The 19822-nt window shown below is 37.4% G+C and carries 15 protein-coding genes; 14 read left to right on the forward strand and 1 reads right to left on the reverse strand.

Going from position 1 to position 19822, the window contains the following annotated elements:
• The first annotated feature begins 530 nt into the window (after window positions 1-530).
• The 9 genes from SHYC_RS02130 (at window position 531) to SHYC_RS02170 (ending at window position 9806) form a co-directional block, all read left to right on the forward strand.
• Window positions 531-2171: an alpha-keto acid decarboxylase family protein gene (locus SHYC_RS02130; RefSeq protein ID WP_039644101.1), complete on the forward strand. Its 1641-nt coding sequence runs from the start codon at window positions 531-533 to the stop codon at window positions 2169-2171.
• A 488-nt stretch (window positions 2172-2659) separates the two neighbouring features.
• Window positions 2660-4063, forward strand: a complete 1404-nt coding sequence (locus SHYC_RS02135; RefSeq protein WP_039644103.1) for an anthranilate synthase component I — start codon at window positions 2660-2662, stop codon at window positions 4061-4063.
• On the forward strand, window positions 4060-4641 hold the full coding sequence (locus SHYC_RS02140) for an anthranilate synthase component II (RefSeq protein WP_039644105.1): 582 nt from the start codon (window positions 4060-4062) through the stop codon (window positions 4639-4641). Before SHYC_RS02135 ends, SHYC_RS02140 begins: the two co-directional genes overlap by 4 nt.
• Window positions 4628-5644 (forward strand): anthranilate phosphoribosyltransferase, encoded by a 1017-nt coding sequence (gene trpD / locus SHYC_RS02145; protein WP_039644107.1) that lies wholly within the window; start codon window positions 4628-4630, stop codon window positions 5642-5644. Before SHYC_RS02140 ends, trpD begins: the two co-directional genes overlap by 14 nt.
• On the forward strand, window positions 5628-6404 hold the full coding sequence (gene trpC, locus SHYC_RS02150) for an indole-3-glycerol phosphate synthase TrpC (RefSeq protein WP_039644109.1): 777 nt from the start codon (window positions 5628-5630) through the stop codon (window positions 6402-6404). Before trpD ends, trpC begins: the two co-directional genes overlap by 17 nt.
• A 5-nt stretch (window positions 6405-6409) precedes the next feature.
• The gene (trpF, locus tag SHYC_RS02155; RefSeq protein WP_039644111.1) at window positions 6410-7036 is read left to right on the forward strand and encodes a phosphoribosylanthranilate isomerase; all 627 of its coding nucleotides are present in this window, start codon (window positions 6410-6412) and stop codon (window positions 7034-7036) included.
• On the forward strand, window positions 7033-8250 hold the full coding sequence (gene trpB, locus SHYC_RS02160) for a tryptophan synthase subunit beta (RefSeq protein ID WP_162474604.1): 1218 nt from the start codon (window positions 7033-7035) through the stop codon (window positions 8248-8250). The genes trpF and trpB overlap by 4 nt, the downstream gene beginning before the upstream one ends.
• Window positions 8243-8998, forward strand: a complete 756-nt coding sequence (trpA, locus tag SHYC_RS02165; protein ID WP_039644115.1) for a tryptophan synthase subunit alpha — start codon at window positions 8243-8245, stop codon at window positions 8996-8998. Before trpB ends, trpA begins: the two co-directional genes overlap by 8 nt.
• 94 nt (window positions 8999-9092) lie before the next feature.
• Window positions 9093-9806 (forward strand): HAD family hydrolase, encoded by a 714-nt coding sequence (locus tag SHYC_RS02170; protein ID WP_039644117.1) that lies wholly within the window; start codon window positions 9093-9095, stop codon window positions 9804-9806.
• Between the two features lie 242 nt (window positions 9807-10048).
• On the opposite strand, the gene SHYC_RS02175 is transcribed toward SHYC_RS02170, so the two are convergent.
• The gene (locus SHYC_RS02175) at window positions 10049-10477 is read right to left on the reverse strand and encodes a 6-pyruvoyl trahydropterin synthase family protein (protein ID WP_039644120.1); all 429 of its coding nucleotides are present in this window, start codon (window positions 10475-10477) and stop codon (window positions 10049-10051) included.
• 481 nt (window positions 10478-10958) lie between these two features.
• Between SHYC_RS02175 and SHYC_RS02180 the strand changes: the two genes are divergently transcribed.
• The 5 genes from SHYC_RS02180 (at window position 10959) to SHYC_RS02200 (ending at window position 19803) form a co-directional block, all read left to right on the forward strand.
• Complete coding sequence (locus SHYC_RS02180; protein WP_039644122.1) at window positions 10959-13238, forward strand: nitric-oxide reductase large subunit; 2280 nt, start codon at window positions 10959-10961, stop codon at window positions 13236-13238.
• Window positions 13239-13457: 219 nt separating this feature from the next.
• Complete coding sequence (locus SHYC_RS02185; RefSeq protein ID WP_039644124.1) at window positions 13458-14867, forward strand: FAD-binding oxidoreductase; 1410 nt, start codon at window positions 13458-13460, stop codon at window positions 14865-14867.
• A complete protein-coding gene (locus SHYC_RS02190; RefSeq protein WP_039644126.1) occupies window positions 14860-16131 on the forward strand; it encodes a (Fe-S)-binding protein in 1272 nt (423 codons plus the stop codon). Before SHYC_RS02185 ends, SHYC_RS02190 begins: the two co-directional genes overlap by 8 nt.
• Before the next feature lie 121 nt (window positions 16132-16252).
• On the forward strand, window positions 16253-18031 hold the full coding sequence (locus tag SHYC_RS02195) for an ABC transporter ATP-binding protein (RefSeq protein WP_039644128.1): 1779 nt from the start codon (window positions 16253-16255) through the stop codon (window positions 18029-18031).
• Entirely contained in the window at window positions 18028-19803 is a 1776-nt protein-coding gene (locus SHYC_RS02200; protein ID WP_039644130.1) for an ABC transporter ATP-binding protein, read from the forward strand. Before SHYC_RS02195 ends, SHYC_RS02200 begins: the two co-directional genes overlap by 4 nt.
• Window positions 19804-19822: the final 19 nt, after the last annotated feature.

A 19822-nucleotide genomic window follows, 5' to 3' on the forward strand; every position in this document is an offset into this window, starting at 1 on the left:
ATAATCATACCATTTAAGTTTAAAAAGGTTGAGTATTTTGCCCGAAATATCTTGTGCAAATCCACAAAATTATGGAGTTGAAATTAATGTGTCATTAGCATTTATAGACTAAAAACATTGCGTTTAAACATTCTTTTTTTAAACAACAAATAAATTTTCGTTAATTTTAAATACATGTAAAATGATTTATTTATTTATTTATTGTGAGTATACAGCTCATTCGATGTGTTGCTTTTATCTTAACCGTTTTTATAGAAGGGGCTATAGTAACCATTTATACATACAATGACTGAAACATAGTGTACCCGCAACCATTGTGAAATTTAGAGGTGTGAAGTATAGTGTCCCCTAGACATGGGGTTTTTTTCAGAAGAAGATCAAGAGTCACAACGTTTCTAGGGCGTATTTTTTGTCGTGTTAGATAAAATCACACGATGTTATGTAACATAAATCTATTTAAGGTCAATATAATTGACTGTTTTAAATCATTCATTTATACTTGTGATAAATAAAAAGAAAAGGTGAAGAGAATGAAAAAGAAAATTAGTCAATTTATTTTTGATGAAATAGAGCAACATGGTGTTGATACGATATTTGGTGTTCCAGGAGATTTTAATCTTGCGTTTTTAGATGATATTATTGCGCATCCGAAATTAGAATGGGTAGGGAATACGAATGAATTAAATGCGGCGTATGCAGCTGATGGTTATGCACGCATAAAAGGTTTAAGTGCAATGGTCACTACATTTGGCGTTGGAGAATTAAGTGCAGTTAATGGTATTGCTGGGGCTTATGCAGAACGTGTACCAGTGATTGCTATTACTGGCGGTCCAACAACAGTCGTTGAAAATGCAGGTAAATATGTACATCATTCTTTAGGTGAAGGTGTGTTTGACGCTTATCAAAAAATGTTTGAGCACATTACGGTTGCGCAAACGTATGTCACACCTGAAAATGCGACTTCTGAAATCCCACGTGTCATTGAGGCAGCTTTAAATGAAAAACGGCCAGTACACATTCACCTGCCTATCGATACAGCAATGGTAGAAATTGATGTGCCAGACACACCACTCGACTCTAAAACTGAGGCAACCCCTTCGTTAGAATGGGTCACAACATTTGAACAACAATTACTACAAGCGAAACAACCGACGTTAATTGTAGGACATGAAATAAATAGTTTTAAATTACAAGATGCCATCAAATCACTTGTAGATCAATGGAATATACCGGTCGCGCAATTATCTTTAGGAAAATCTGCTTTTGATGAAACACACCCCAATTATATGGGTATTTACGATGGCAGCATTGCGCATCAAGCAATTAAGAATTACGTGGATAACAGTGATTTAGTTATAACTTTAGGTGCAAAATTAACTGATTCTGCGACGGCAGGATTTTCATATGCATTTTCAGATGATCAAATCATGATGTTAAATCATCACAATATTCAAGTGGGAGAAGATACGGTTGGTACGTTGTCATTACCTGAAATTGTGAAACACTTGGCACGCGTTAACTATCATTTTGAAGGACAATTTCCACAATGTGAACGTCCTTTAAATAGAGACATCGATGTGAATGATGCACCCCTCACACAACAACATTATTTTGAATTAATGCAACAATTTATTGAACCTAATGATGTGTTAATTGCTGAACAAGGGACATCATTTTTTGGAGCTTACGATTTAGTCTTGCCTCAAGGTGTAACGTTTATTGGTCAACCATTATGGGGATCAATAGGTTACACATTCCCTGCTACGCTAGGGACACAGCTTGCAGATCGTCAGCGTCGCAACATTTTATTAATCGGAGATGGTTCACTCCAGTTAACAGTTCAAGATATGGCAACTATGTTACGTCAAAACATTCATCCGATAATTTTTATTATTAATAATGATGGCTATACAGTTGAACGTAAAATACATGGTGAAAATCAACCTTACAATGATATTTCGAATTGGCAGTACCATCTATTACCAACTGTTTTTGGTCATAAAGAAACGCCAACTTATCAAGTGTCAACGTCTAAAGCATTAAAAGATGCAATGGTTAAGATTAATCACAATCCACATACTATGCATGTCGTAGAAGTATTCATGGATAAACATGATGCACCTGAAAAGTTGACAAATATTGCGAAAGCCTTCGCAACTCAAAATAAATAAAAGGGTGTTGACACACAAATACGATATCTGTATAGTATGAATTATCAAATAACTTAAGCGGATTGATAAGTAACGTTTGACGTTGTAGCACAGAGAAAGCTAACGGGTGATGCAAGTTAGCACAACACAATCGCGAATTGGGCAATCTGAATGCTTAAAGTTGAATACTGTTTAAAGTGAACATGTTTTTTGAACATGTTAATAAAGGTGGCACCACGTTAACGCGTCCTTTTTTAAAGCGTTAATGTGGTGTCTTTAATATTTTGTGAGGGAAAATGAAGTAGTTTCATAAAAGTGTAGTATCAGAAAATGAACGGGTGATGTGAGTTCATACCTTTATGAAATGAATTGGGTTTTTCTGTAAGCAACCAATTGCATCGTGAGAGTGAGCAGTCAATACTGCTAATGAAGGTGGTACCGCGCGTGAAGCGTCCTTTTTGAGGACATTCATGCGTGTTTTTTTATTTTTAGACTAGAGGGGTGATGTGATGAATATTCAATATCGTGTGATTCATGCACCAGTGAATCCTGAAACATTTGCAAGACATCGAGAAGAAAAAATCGTATTTGAAAGTGCGACAACTGATCAAACAAAAGGCCGTTATTCCATCGTTGTTTTTGATACGTATGGGTACTGTGCGTTAACTGACGAGGCGTTAACTATTGAAACACCACACCAGTCTCGCACGATTACCGAAAGTCCATATGATGCATTAAAAAACTACGTTAATCAATTTAAAGCGCGTATTGATGATGCTAGGTTAAAGCAACTTCCGTTTATATCAGGTTTTATGGGCTACTGTAGTTTTGATCTTGTGCGTCATGCATTCCCAAAATTGAATCAACAAACAATCGATGGTGAAACGAATGATGTATTATTTCATATGATTGAGTCTGTGTATGTATTTGATCATTATAAAGAACAAATTTATATCATTGCATCGAATTTTTTCTCTGAAGTATCTGATGCTGAATTGACATCACGTTTAGAAAGTATGATGCGCGAATTTGATAATGTTGAACTTTTTGAACACAAGTATCCACACGCTACGTACGATAAACAAATAGAAGCTAATATTTCAGATGAAGCATTTAAAGAACGTGTGGCAACATTTAAACAACTAATTCAACAAGGTGATATGTTTCAAGTGGTACCTTCTCGAATCTACCGTTATCAGCATCACTTTGGAACGTTTAAACGCCCATTATCTTATCAATTGTATCAACAACTTAAACGTAAAAACCCGAGTCCGTATATGTTTTATTACGGCATAGGGGCGGATATTTTGGTGGGAAGTTCACCAGAAAGCTTTGTTAAAGTGAAACATCATCAAGTCGTCACAAATCCAATAGCGGGGACAATCCGTCGCGGTCATAACGAGGTGGAAGATGCAGAACATGAATTTTTACTCAAACATGATGAAAAGGAATTGAGTGAACATCGTATGTTGGTTGATTTAGGACGAAATGATATTTTGAGGGTGGCCAAGCCAGGAACGTTACGCATACCAAAACTTATGACTATTGAACGGTATGAACATGTCATGCATATTGTGAGTGAAGTGACGGGGACATTACATTCTCAAGTTAACCCAATGGATGTCATTACTTCATTATTACCAACGGGTACAGTGTCCGGTGCGCCAAAATTAAGAGCGATTCAACGTATATATGAGCACCATCCTTATAAAAGAGGTGCGTATAGTGGTGGGATTGGCTATATCAATTGTAATCATGCGTTAGATTTCGCACTAACGATACGCACGATGGTCATCGACAACACGTACGTGAATGTTGAGGCGGGATGTGGCGTTGTTTATGATTCCATACCAGAAAAAGAACTTGAGGAAACACGACTTAAAGCTAAAAGTTTATTGGAGGTGACGGTATGATTCTTGTGATAGATAATTATGACTCGTTTACCTATAACTTGGTAGACCAATTATATCCTTTCGATCAGGTGCAAGTTTTTTATCCAGATGACAACGCATTATTTCAACTATCACCAGATATAGTTGTCATATCACCAGGTCCAGGGCACCCAAATGATACAGAGCATTTAGCTAACATCATTCAGTATTTTAACCATTTACCGATATTAGGTATATGTTTAGGCGCCCAAGCTCTTTATAGTTTCTACGGTGGCACAGTAAATGTAGGACAACGTGTCATGCATGGAAAGCTAGACCAAATTCAATTTGAGTCACCGACATATTTATATCACAATATATCTGAATATTCTGATATTATGCGGTATCATTCATTAGTTTGTGATGAAAATACACTGCCTAGCACACTTAAAATTACTGGCAAGACGGAAGACGCGATACAATCTTTTGAACATCAGTCCCGATGTCATGTGGGTATTCAATATCATCCTGAATCCTTTGCATGCCCGCACATTTCAAGGGTTATACAAAATTTCATTACTATGGCAAGAAAGGAAGTGAATAATCATGGGACTACTTGATGATTTAAAACAAAGACAGTCACTCACGCAACACAATATTCATACGTTTGTAAACACGTTGCTTTCAGAACATATCACTTTAAATGATAAAGTGTCACTTCTTGAAGCTTATACCGAAAAAGGGGAGACAGCAGAAGAATTATATCATCTCACAACAGCGCTCATTCAAACGACGTATCAAACACAACCGGAATATGCAGGAAGTATGTGTGTCTGTGGCACAGGGGGTGACGGTTCGAATAGTTTCAATATTTCAACGACGGTTTCATTTGTCGTAGCTGCAGCAGGTGTTCCGATTATTAAACACGGCAATAAAAGTGTCACATCACAATCAGGAAGTATGGATCTCTTAAACGTGTTAGATATTCCAACAACACGTATTGAAAATGTACCAACGCACGTCTCACGCACGAACCTAGCCTTTGTTGGTGCAACAACGGCATATCCCATTATGAAACGGTTACAACCGGTACGTAAACATATACAAAAGCCTACGATATTTAACATTGTTGGCCCATTGATTAATCCTTTCAAACTGACGTATCAAGTGATGGGCATTTATGACCCTAATCGCATGGCAATTGTTGCTGAAACGTTACAACGATTAGGACGGAAAAGAGCGATTGTTGTTCACGGTGCAGGTGGTATGGATGAAGCGACACTGTCTGGAGATAATCTCATATACGAAGTGAAGAATGGTGAAGTCACATCATACACATTAAACGCAACAGACCTAGGTTTATGTTACGCAGACAATAATGCACTTCAAGGTGGAACGCCTGAAGAAAATAAAGCCATTATGCTTAGTATTTTAAAAGGTACACATACGTCAGCCGGTCGGGATGTAGTCATTTTAAATGCGGCCATTGCACTCTATGTCGCAGAGAAAGCTATCAATTTTCAAGATGGCGTTATTCAAGCAGCACATTTAATTCAAAGTGGTCAAGCGTATCGTCAGTATTTAAAAATGGTGAAGGAGGCAGAACATGAACATATTGGATGACATTGTCGCATATAAACAACAATTGCTGAAAGATGGTTATTATGATGAGAAATTTAAAACCTTGCCGCACGTGGATGTACATCAGAAACCGACATTACAACAGCGTTTGCGTCAAAGTCATTGTATTGAAGTCATTGCTGAAATCAAATCGAAAAGTCCAACCGTAAATGATATACCGCATCGATCATTAGAAGAACAAGTGAAAGCCTATACGGAGGGTGGGGCTGCAGCAATTTCAATATTAACAGATGAACACTATTTTCACGGGTCATTTGAACGACTTGCAACGTTATCACCACTCACGCCATGTCCAGTATTGTGCAAAGATTTTATTATAGATGAACGTCAAATTGATGTAGCTAAACGTGCAGGTGCTTCGATTATTTTACTGATTGTTTACCTTCTAACGGATACGCAATTAAAGTCACTTTATGATTACGCCACTATGTTAGGACTGGAAGTTATAGTCGAAGTGCACAGTATAGAAGAATTAGCACGTGCCCATCGCTTACAGCCAAATTTAATAGGTGTGAATAATCGTGACCTACAACGGTTTGTGACAAACGTAGCGCATACCAATGAAATACTCTCCCATGCAAAACAGGGCATTCATTATATTTCGGAAAGCGGTATACAGCATCAGTCACATGTAGAAAAGATTCAACCTTCAGGTATACGAGGTGTGCTCGTAGGAGAAGCATTAATGAAATCTGAGTCCCCTCGTGAATTAATACAATCATTAAAGATACAAAGGGGTTGAATTCAATGTATTTGAAATTATGTGGGTTTACACGGTGTGAAGATGTAAAAGATGCATGTCAGTTAAATATCGATGCGCTAGGATTTATCACATTTCCAAAAAGTAAACGGTATGTTGATTTAGAGTCGCTCGCGCAGTTGTCTGAACGGGTACCCAGTCAAATAGACCGTGTGGCAGTGACCGTAAATATGCCATATGAACAGATAAAACACATGATTTTAACAACGCAAGTGAATACGATTCAACTTCATGGGGACGAGCCTTTATCACTTATCCATACGCTTAAAGCAAAACATCCACACATTAAACTTTTTAAAGCTTTACCGGCAAATGAGCAGTTAACACTACAGATTGCACGATTCGCTCCGTATGTCGATAAAATTTTAGTCGATACTCCTTCACCAATGTATGGGGGGACGGGGCAAATGTTTGATTGGCACATCCTACCAAATGTGACCACAACGCCATTAATTGTAGCTGGAGGATTAAATATTTCGAACCTTCCACGATTGTTCGCTACACATGCATCAATTGACGGAGTGGATGTCGCAAGTGCCATTGAAAAAGAGAAAGGTATTAAAGATAAACAAAAAATGACTCAAATAGTTGAGATTGTGAAAGGGGTACGATGATGAAACACATTCAATTACAAGCAGATGAAAATGGTTTATTTGGTGACTATGGTGGACGCTACGTCCCTGAAACTTTAATGCCTGCAATAGAAGAATTGAAAGCCGCATACAAAGAAGCTAAAGCAGATCCAAGTTTTTTAGAAGAATTTAAAACATATTTGAAAGATTATGTAGGTAGAGAAACACCGTTAACATTTGCGGAATCTTACACAGAAGCATTAGGGGGAGCCAAAATTTATTTAAAACGTGAAGATTTAAACCATACAGGTGCCCATAAAATTAACAACGCACTTGGACAAGCTTTACTCGCAAAACGGATGGGCAAAAAGAAACTTGTAGCTGAAACAGGTGCAGGTCAGCATGGTGTGGCCAGTGCAACTGTAGCAGCATTATTTGATATGGAATTGGTCGTCTTTATGGGGGCTGAGGATATTAAACGTCAACAATTAAATGTATTTCGAATGGAGTTACTCGGTGCAACCGTCGTTTCTGTAGAGGAAGGTCAAGGTACCCTCTCTGATGCGGTGAATAAAGCGTTGCAATATTGGGTTGCGCACGTCGATGATACGCATTATTTGCTCGGCTCTGCACTAGGTCCAGCCCCATTTCCAACAATGGTGCGCGATTTCCAACGTGTCATAGGAGACGAAATTAAAGCACAAATACTTGCGCAAACAGAACGCTTACCAGATGCAGTTGTGGCATGTGTTGGTGGGGGATCAAATGCGATTGGTACGTTTTATCCATTCATAGAAGATGATGTGAAATTATATGGCGTTGAAGCGGCTGGTGAAGGTATTAATACAGAGCGTCATGCGTTAGCAATCACTAAAGGTAAAGCTGGAATATTGCACGGTGCGAAAATGTATTTAATTCAAGATAAGCACAACCAAATCAAATTGGCACACTCCATTTCAGCAGGATTAGATTATCCCGGTGTCGGACCAGAGCATTGTTATTATCATGATATTGGACGAGTGACGTATGAAGCCGCCTCAGATTACGAAGCGATGGAAGCATTAATTCGATTTTCTAAAGCAGAAGGGATTATACCGGCAATTGAAAGTGCGCATGCACTAAGTTATGTGGAAAAACTTGCACCACAAATGGCTAAGGATGAAATCATTGTTGTCACTGTTTCAGGGCGTGGTGATAAAGATATGGAAACGATTCGACAGTATATTAAAAATAAGGAAGGTGGTTATCATGAGTAAAGCATTTGTCGCATATATTATGGGAGGCACACAATTTATAGACGAATTAAAAGTGCTAGATGACATTGGTGCGGATTATGTAGAAATTGGGATACCATTTTCAGACCCAGTCGCGGATGGACCCATCATTAAAGCAGCGGGAGAACGCGCCATTCAAGAAGGGATGACGTTAAAAAAGGTTTTAAATCAACTGCGCGCACATCGACATGAAATTAAAACCAATCTTATTTTAATGACATATGCACATATGATTGAAACTTATGGTGAGGCAGCGTTTATGGAAGAGATAGACATGCTTGGTATATACGGTGTCATTATTCCAGATATGCCTTTTGAATATACAGAACAATTAAAAGCACGTTATCCAGAGCGTAAGGTGCATCTTATTTCACTCGTCGCAATGACAGCTTCAGAAGCACGTATGAAAGCAATTGCTGAAAAAGCAGAAGGTTTTATATATACTGTTACGATGAATCAAACGACGGGGCAAAATGGGGACTTTCATCCAGAGTTAAAAGACAATATTAAAAAATTAAAAGCATATACGTCAATTCCGATAATGGCGGGATTTGGCATTCGTGATGAAAGGCAGATCAAAGATATCATAAGGATAGCAGATGGTGTCATCATTGGAAGTGAAATTGTCAAAAGGTTTCATGAAACAGGGCAACATCAGACAAAGCTATACTTGAAGCATATTAGGCATGTTTTGAACCAAGCCCCTTGTGAAACAATTGAACATATATAAATAAAATGGAATATTTAGTGCGAGTTGGTGTGTTAAATGTTACCAAACGCGTTATAATAACGATAATAAAACAGAATGAAAGGATGTGGCGCGTATGACGTATACGTTTATTTTTGACCTAGATGATACATTATATGATCAACTTCAAGCTTTTAACGTTGCGTATCATTATCATTTTGCAGATAGTGATATCGATGTCTCTTCCTTGTATCGTCATTTTCGTCATTATAGTGATCTTGTTTTTGAACAAACACAAGATGGACGCATGACGGTGACAGAAATGCATATTTATCGTATTACAGCAGCCCTTAATGATTTTGACATTGCTTTACCTGAGAAAAAAGCCATTGCATTTCAACGTGATTATGGGCGTGCGCTCAATGGGATTGCGTTGTCACATCCGATAAAAACGTTATTATATCAACTCAAAACAAAGCGTGTGCCATGTGGCATTATTACGAATGGTGAAAGCCATCATCAGCGTTCAAAAATAAAAACGCTTGGATTAAATCACTACATCTCGGAGTCACATATGTTTATTTCTGCCGAAGAGGGCATGTCAAAACCAGATGTTGCTTTATTTCAACAAGTCGTGAACGAATTAGATTTAAATCCCCAAAATACTTATTATATAGGAGATAATTTTGAAAATGATGTTATCGGTGCGTTAAATGCAGGATGGCGTGTCATTTGGTTCAATCGACGCAATCACTCAGCAACGCATGAGGGATACAAACCAGATTACTATGTAGATAGTGAAGAGGCGCTAGTTGAAGTGATTCAATCACTGATTAATGAAAAAATATAAAGGTTTGGCGTAAGCCTAACGTAAATAGTTAGCTTTTTAAAGCATTGCTTACCGTTAATGTATTTACAGGATGTATCTATAGAGAGATGTGGCTAGTTGAATGGCATGAAGCATTAAACAGTGGAGGATAGTAACTCACATGTTTACATTACAATGATAAATTAATAACCTTCAAAGTTCATAATTGTATATGAATTTTGAAGGTTATTTCTGTGTATTAAAATAAGGACATATTCTTGATGTTATTGTGCCATGATATCTCTTGTAAAACGTACACCTTGCTCAGGTGTTTCATACATTGCGATGGCATTTAAAGAGACGTCCTCTGGCAAATGTACACTTAACGTTTCCCACATCCAGTGTATTAGGTTTTCTAGTGTGATGTTCATATCTGGTAAGGTTTCGTTTAATAATTGGCCGTCCAGTTTAGGTTGTAAATGTGTTTTATAAATGTTATCTATGATTCTGAAGTCGACAGCCATCCCTAAATCATCTGTTTTTGACCATAATTCAATATCTATGAGATAGCGGTTGTCCTTTAAATCATGAAATGTGGTTTCACTTAAAAATATGCGTGCATCCGCAGTAAACTCATAATGGCGTAACACTAAAATCGTTTTGTGATGTCTTGCGAATTTTTTTGGTGGTTTTACGTTATCAAATTTAGCCATAGCAATCCCACTCCCTCTTTTTTTAGTATCATAACATAATGTTGAGGTGGTTCGAAGTGTATCGTTGTCATCATATTTTAAAGGTATTGCACGCATGAATGATAATGGTAAACACATATCAAAGTGTCTTTTTTGAATAATATAAGTTGAAGTCCCTTAAAAGTATAGAGGGAAATCTTCATCTTAGTAGATATATAAATTATTATGATAAAGGGGATTAAGGGAACATACATGAATACTTTAGGGAGCTTAATGGTTAATTTAAGGGATTGATTGTTGTAAATACTAATGAAAACAATAACAATAATCAAGTGGATTAATGATAAAGTGAAAGAATAATAGCATTAAAAGAATTTTTGTATTGAAAAATATTTAAAAATATAATTTTGACAATATAAAGAACTAATTGATAATGATATTTACTCTCATTTGAACTAGGCGTATTCTGAAATTGAAAATATACTAGTGAGGAGTGAGGTAAATGGGATCCCCATATCGTACGTTGTCTAAAGTGTTAATTGGCATTTTAGTAACGGTGTTCTCAATACTGTTATTAGGCGGCTGGTTAATATTTGAAAATGAGGCACCGCGACCGGCTAAAGTCGTCGATGAAAACGGTAAAACGATTATTTCTAAAGATGAACTCATCAGTGGACAAGCCATTTACGAAAAATACGGTTTAACAGATTATGGCTCATATTTAGGTAATGGGTCTTATTTAGGACCAGACTATACTGCGGAAACTTTGCATCAATATATTCAGGGCATGCATCAATATTACGCAGAAACTTTGCATCAAAAATCATTTAAAGATTTGACGCGGCTTCAACAGGCAGGGATAGAAGATAAAGTAAAAAAAGAAATTCGTGTCAATCGATACTCTAAAGAGAAAGATCAACTTGTGTTAACCAATGCCCAAGTTGCAGGGTTAAAACATGTGAGAGAATATTATCATAAAGAGTTTGTGAATAATCCTAAACAAGCAGGATTACCGCAAAATATGATTGATCAATTTACTAGCGGCGATTATATGGTGGAAGGAAATAAAATTACACATTTAAGTGATTTCTTCTTTTGGGGTGCTTGGTTATCCTCTACAGATCGCCCTGATAGACAATTCTCATATACTAATAACTGGCCCTTTGATGAACAAGCGGGTAATACAATGCCTAGTGAAGCACTGATATGGTCTGCGATTTCTGTAGCGTTACTTGTAGCGGGTGTAGCTATCATTATCTATTTCCAAAGACGTTATCAATTTGATATGGAAGCAACATATGAAGGAGAAAAACATCTGCCTAAAATTAAAATTCCAGATACGATTACAAGTAGCCAAGCAAAGACAGCTAAATATTTTGTCATTGTCATGATTTTGTTTTTAGTTCAAATCCTTCTTGGTGAACTGATGGCACATTATTATGTGGAAAATGAGTTTTTTGGAATACCATTACAAAAACTATTCCCATTTAATATTGCGAAAACATGGCATTTGCAATTGGTGATTTTCTGGGTAGCGACAACATGGCTTGCGACAGGGATTTATGTCGTACCGAGAGTGCTAGGAAGAGAACCGAAGCATCAAGGAAAACTTGTAGACCTTCTATTCATCGCCCTTTTAATCGTTGCAGTGGGTAGTATGTTAGGTGAATGGGGGAATATTTTAGGTTGGATTAATGACAAATGGTGGTTATTCGGTCATTTTGGATGGGAATATATTGAACTTGGTAAGTTTTGGCAAATCCTCTTTATCATTGGAATGATTTTATGGATGATTATTTTAGGACGAGGATTTATTCCTGCTATTAAAGATGGTACGGATTTACACCGAAAACGATTGATTCTCCTGTTATTTATCGGGGCAATCGCGATACCATTATTTTATTTAGCTTCTTTATTTATTATGCCGAATACACATGTGACATTTGCTGATTATTGGCGTTGGTGGATCGTGCATTTATGGGTAGAAGGTATTTTTGAAGCGTTTGCGGTCATTCTTATCGGCTTTTTAATGGTAGATATGAAATTAACAACGATTCGTTCTACAATTCGCGCGTTATATTTCCAAATAATTCTTTTACTTGGTACAGGTATCGTTGGCATGGGACACCATTATTATTGGCAAGGGGACCATTCGATATGGCTCGCATTAGGTTCAAGTTTTTCTGCATTAGAGGTTGTACCATTATGTTTACTCATTTGGGAAGCGTACACGCATTATCGTGTATATAAATTTAGTAAAATTGAATTCCCTTATAAAGGCACGTTTATCTTCTTAGCTTCTACAGGATTGTGGAATGCGCTTGGTGCAGGGGCATTAGGGTTTTTAATCAATGCGCCGGCAATTAACTATTTTGAACATGGCACACAGTGGACTGCAGCACACGCACATGGCTCCATGGCCGGTGTCTATGGCATGTTTTCCATCGCAATATTACTTTACGTATTAAGAAATATAACGAAATCAGAATTTTGGACTCAGCGTACAGAAAAATGGATTTCAATTTCATGTTGGTTACTTAATATTGGATTAGCTGGGATGGTTTTAGCGACGTTATTACCAGTAGGATATATTCAATTAAAAGATGCCCTTGAACATGGATATTGGCATGCACGGTTACCCGAATTTTATCAACAAGATACTGTATTTTGGTTATTGTGGGGACGTATGCCTTGGGATTTAATCTTTACTGTAGGTGTGATGATCCTTTTAGTTGTGACAATTCGCGCATTTTTACATGTTAAAAAAGTTAAAAATCAATAGTATATCATTGTAGTGGCGAAAGACGTCTGACCAAGACCGATTCGCCACTTTTTTTGAGCGTGGCGTACAGGGAGCTAATTAAACATTAAAAGAATGAAATGAATATTCGTTTACCTTTCCGTCTCACAACGTTAGTGCGATTAAAGACTATGCGAAACGATTTTGAATCGTGTAAAATAGATAGAAATATGAAATCGTTATCAAACGAGGGGGGATTTGATGAAACATGCAAAGCTTAGACAAGCTTTAAAATCAATTTTGAATGAACGGTTATTTGATGATAAAGCATCATTGGTATCTTATGGTTATGATGGCTCATTCGGTCAATATATGCCCGAATTTGTGACCCAACCTTGTAGTACGAAAGAAGTTCAAGCAATCGTTAAGCTTGCAAACCGGTATCAATGCCCTATTTATCCGAGGGGTGCGGGAACTAATTTATCAGGGGGGACGTTACCCGTTCAAGGGGGGATTGTGATGGATTTTTCACAGTGGAATGACGCGCCTGTCATATATCCAGATGATTTAATAATCAAAACACGACCCGGGGTGAAAACGGCAGAAATTCATGCTATGGCTGAAAAACATCAATTAATGTATCCACCAGACCCATCGTCATCAGCGGTGTGTACTATCGGAGGAAACCTAGCTGAAAACGCTGGTGGACCTCATGGTGTAAAATACGGTGTGACGAAAGATTATGTGATTGGTCTTGAGGTTGTGACAGCACATGGCGATATCATTAAAACGGGTGGTCAAACGATAAAAAACGTAACAGGATATGATTTAACGAAATTACTTGTTGGTGCTGAAGGGACACTAGGTATTATTACGGAAGCCACTTTAAGACTAATACCTAAACCTAAAGCTACACAAACTGCAATGATTGTTTTTGAAAATTTAGAAAAGGCTGGTCAATCCATTTCTCGTATTTTAACGTCAGGTGTCCGTCCATCTAAAATGGAAATTTTAGATCATCACGCAATAAATAAAGTCGTCGATTACGCTGGCTTAGATTTACCAAGATCTGCAGCAGCAATTCTTTTGGTTGAAGTTGATGGAGAGCCTGAAGCTCTGACGCAAGAAATGGCGACGATCAACCAGGCGCTCAAAAGAATTGGAGTGACGAACATTAAAATTGCACAAACTAAAGATGAAGAAAACGCTTTGTGGCAAGTGCGTAAAGCCGTTTCACCAGCTGTTGTAGAAAGTGGTTATACAAAAATATCAGAAGATGCAACCGTACCTTTAAGTAAAATTCCGCATATGTTCAAAAAAATATCTGAAATAAAAGAGAAATATCAACTGAATATCGTCATTTTTGGTCATGCGGGGGATGGAAATTTACATCCGACAATTAATGCTAATATGCGAGATGAAATGGCTATAAAAAACGTTGAACGTGCGGTGGAAGAGATTTTTGATTACGCTATTGCCTTAGGGGACACACTTTCAGGAGAACATGGGATTGGAACGATGAAAAAAGCATTTATGACAAGAGAATTAGGAGAGGCGGATATTGCCTTTCAAAAAGCTATCAAACACGCATTAGACCCTGAACATCTCTTAAACCCAGGTAAAATTTTTCCGGAAGAAGGGGAGACAAGGTTGGTGTTACAAAATGACTAAACTTAAAACACAACTTGACTATGAAGCCACTTTTGATTGTGTGCAGTGTGGCTATTGCTTACCTGTTTGTCCGACATATGTCACATTTAAAAACGAAAAACATTCTCCTCGTGGACGTATCAATTTAGTGAAAATGGCTGCAGAAGAAAAAATTACGATAGAAGATATGAGAGAAAGTATTGATTTATGTTTAGGTTGTCGTGCATGTGAAACGGTCTGTCCAACCCATGTACGTTATGGTGATATTTTAAATTCAGCTGTTGAGGTGCTATATGAAAAAAGGCCAAAGTCTAAAGTTGAAAAGATCATTCGCCACGTTGCATTTCAAGGTTTACTTAAACATAAGAAAAGGTTGCGATTAGTTAATAAAGGGCTACGTCTATATCAAAAAACAGGTATGGCACGAGTGGTTAAAAAAACAAACCTCTTAAAAATGGCGCCTAAATATAACCATTTTCAAAAAATCATGCCTGAGATACATCCCTCAGAGAAACAGTTTGAAATATCATTGGCAGAGCAGAGCGGTTTATCCATAGGCTTCTTCCAAGGATGCATGATGGATGCGTTTTTCAGTCATATTAATCAATTGGCTATGTACATAATGGAAGCACAAGGTTTTCGGGTTTCCAACATTCAAACACAAACATGCTGTGGGGCACTACAGCATCATGCAGGACAGACGGTTGATACAGTGCAACTTGCGAAACAGAATATAACAGCTTATGAGCAATATCAGTTTGATTATATTGTAAATACCATTGGTGGATGTGGTGCGGCATTAAAAGAATATGATGAGTTATTCGATGTGGGCACAGAATGGCATCAACGTGCTAAAGCTTTTGTAAACAAAGTTCGAGACATCTCTGAAATTATCGCAAGCAAACCTCTGCCATTTAAACAGGCATTAAATGTTCATGCAGTATATCAACCCTCATGTCATTTAGAAAATGTTCAACGCGTCTTTCGTGATCCTGAGTCGGTACTCACTTCGATTCCTGGATTAACGCTGCATTCATTTAAAAATCAACATCATTGTTGTGGCTCCGCAGGTATATATAATTTAGTGCATTATGAAGCATCTATGCAAATTTTAGATGAGAAGATGAATCATATCAAAGAACCACAACCGAATGTTATAATCACTTCAAACCCAGGGTGTCATTTACAAATGAAAATGGGTGTTGAACGCGAGGGGTTAGCAGATCAAATCGAAGTAAAACACTTGGTAGAAGTAGTTGCTGAAGCATGTCGCATCACATTATGAAGTTTCATTAAGGAGAGGTGCATCAATGTAAAAAACAGATCATATACAATAACATTTACATTTATAATGTTTCAGATAAGGTATAATAGATTTCAATATGTTCGTGAAAAGGAGGGATGTTATGAAAGTATTTCGCACGCTCGGGTGGTTTTTTAAACAAGAAAAATGGCGGTTTAGTTCAGCGATAGTTGCTATGTTAATAACGGCATTTTGCAGTTTAGTTCCGCCGCAAATTATTGGTCGGGTGATTGATCATATTACAGCGGATACATTAACGCCACGTCGATTAATGATGTATTTAACAATTATTTTATTGACTGGCATAATAGTATATATTTTAAGGTTTTATTCCCGCACACAATTGTTTGGCGCTAGTGCTAAGTTGGGACGTTTGTTAAGAGGGGCACTTTATGACAAATATTTAAGTATGCGCCCATCATTTTTCCAAAAGTATCGCACAGGAGATTTAATGGCACATGCGACTAATGATATTCGTGCGGTTCAAAGTACGGCAGGTGTCGGAGTGATGACGATTGCTGATGCGGTCATTATGGGTGGCATGACTCTCGTTATCATGGCATTAACTGTGAGCCCTAAACTCACATTCATTGCTATGTTGCCGCTCCCAATTCTTGTCCTATTAACCCAATTTTACGGCAAGCTCCTTCATCAAGGATTTAAAGAGGCCCAAGCAGCTTTTAGTGAATTAAATGATAAAACGCAAGAGAGCATCGCCGGAGTTAAAGTAACAAAATCATTTGGATATGAACGTGCCGATGAAGAAGATTTTCGTGAATTGAGTGATCGTGTCGTATTAAAAAATCTGACCGTGACGAAAATAGATGCATTGTTTGATCCTACAATTCAACTCGTGATTGGCGCCAGTTATTTATTAAGCGTTATATTTGGAGCGTTTATGGTGGTAGAGAACACAATAACAATTGGTCAACTGGTCACATTTACAACGTATTTAGGCATGTTGGTTTGGCCGTTACTAGCATTAGGATTTTTCTTTAATATTATTCAACGTGGTCGTGCGTCGTATGACCGTATACGAGATTTATTAGCTGTACCTAATGATACGGATCAACATAAAACGTTAAATAGTAGACCAGAAGGTGACATCGAGTTCCAATTACAACAATTTTCCTTTGAAGGTGACGCCAAGCCGCACTTACATGATGTGCATTTTACAATTAAACCAGGCATGACTATAGGTATCGTAGGAAGTACAGGTTCAGGAAAAAGTTTACTGATTCGGCTCCTATTAAGAGAATTTGATCCTCCGCGCGCACAAGATATCACTTACGGAGGACATGCGCTTTACCAATACCCTATTCATTTGTTACGGGGGCAATTTGGTTATGTTCCACAAGACCATTTTTTATTTTCATCGACTATTCGCGGGAATATTGCATTTAGTCAACCGGACATTGACGATGCGACACTCTTCCATGTAAGTGAGATGAGTCGCATTCACCAAGACATTATGTCGTTACCCGAGCAATATGAGACTGTTGTTGGTGAACGTGGTGTCTCATTGTCGGGGGGACAGAAACAACGTATTTCAATTGCGCGTGCACTACTAATGAATCCTGAAGTGCTCATTTTAGATGATTCCCTTTCTGCTGTAGATGCAGAGACTGAAACGCAAATTTTACAAAATTTAAAAAGAGAACGCTTAGGAAAAACGAATATTATAACTGCACATCGTATGAGTGCGGTCATGCATGCGGACTTAATTATCGTGATGCGCGACGGAACGATTCTTGAACAAGGTACACATGATACCTTAATAAAAGAACAAGGTTGGTATGCGGAAACGTTTCAAGCACAAGCCATGGAAAATCGATTGAACAAAGCACTAGATCAACAAACGCAAAAGGGGGATGAATCATGAGTGAAACACCACCTCAAATGACATCCAAGGAACAAATGAAAACATTAGGTCGTCTCCTTAAATATACATTCCCATTTAAAACGTTGATTGTATTAGCATTGTCACTGTTGATATTATCAACGGCAGCTAGTATGGCTATACCATATATTGTTAAAGTCTTTATTGACCAATACCTTGTACCACGTCATTTCCCGGGAAATGAACTCACATTCATTCTTATATTGTTCATTGTTGTGGAGTTTTTAGGTGCACTTACAGCGTATTTTAGTTTATACTATTTAGAATTTTTAGCGTTAAAGGTTATTCAACAACTGCGAATTGATGCGTTTAGAGATATTTCAAATTTAGGGATGCGCTTTTATGATCAAACACCTAGTGGGAGTATTGTCTCGAGATTAACGAACGATACAGAAGCCATTGTAGAAATGTTTACCGGCGTGCTTGCGACGTTTTTAGTTGCTGTGTTTATGGTCATCAGCAGTTTTATTATGATGTTTGTATTAGACGTTAAAATGGCATTTTTTGCGATGTGCTTTGTCCCATTCATTGTATTCGTTCTTGCACTGTATCGAAAATATGCGTCAATATATTTTTATGAAACGCGACGTAAATTGTCTGATTTAAATGCAAAACTTGGCGAGTCTATTGAAGGAATGAAAATAATACAAGTTTTCAATCAAGAGCGACGTCTTAAAGATGAGTTTGAGGAGATTAATCGTGAGCATTATGATTTTACACTTAAAACGATACGGCTTGATGGGTTATTATTAAGACCAGCAATCACATTGATTTCAACATTATCTATTGTTGCGATTTTAGCGTACTTTGGTATGTTGAGTTTTAAGACTGCTGTTACTGCCGGGACAATTTATGCGTTTATTCAATATATGCAACGATTTTTTGAACCTATCAATCAAGTTAGTCAAAACTTAAATATTTTTCAACAAGCTGTCGTGTCTGCAAGTCGTGTGTTTCATATGATGGACAATAATGATTTAGCACCAGTTCAACCACAAACATCTGCTCAAATTACTGATGCGCGCATTGAATTTAAGAACGTGTCCTTTAGTTATGATGGGAAACATGATGTTTTAAAAAATATTCATTTTACCGCAGAACCTGGTCAAACAGTAGCACTTGTCGGACATACAGGATCAGGGAAAAGTTCGATTATCAATTTGTTTATGCGTTTTTATGAATTTGAACGAGGAGATATTTTAATTGATGGACAATCGGTAAAAACGATTCCTAAAGACGAATTAAAGTCTAAAATTGGTTTAGTACTTCAAGATCCATTTATGTTTTATGGCTCAATAGCGTCTAACATTAGACTGTATCATCCTACTATGACTTTTGAACAAATTGAAGCAGCTGCAAAATTTGTCTATGCACATGATTTTATTATGAAGTTTAAAGACGGATATGATCATAAAGTCATTGAAAAGGGAAGTACGTTATCCAGTGGTCAACGACAATTGATTGCTTTTGCTCGTACTATGGCCCTTGATCCTAAAATTTTAATCTTAGATGAAGCGACAGCAAATATTGATTCCGAAACAGAAGAACTCATTCAGCAATCTTTAACGAAAATGAGGCATGGAAGAACAACACTAGCAATTGCGCACCGCTTATCGACAATTCAAGATGCAGATTTAATCCTTGTTTTACATCAAGGTGAAATTGTAGAACGAGGTACACATGACTCGTTGATTCAACAGGGTGGCATTTATCATAAAATGTATCAACTTCAACGGAATGGTAAAACAAAGTAATTGATTTTACAGAAGCAAA

Source organism: Staphylococcus hyicus (assembly GCF_000816085.1).
GTDB lineage: Bacteria > Bacillota > Bacilli > Staphylococcales > Staphylococcaceae > Staphylococcus > Staphylococcus hyicus.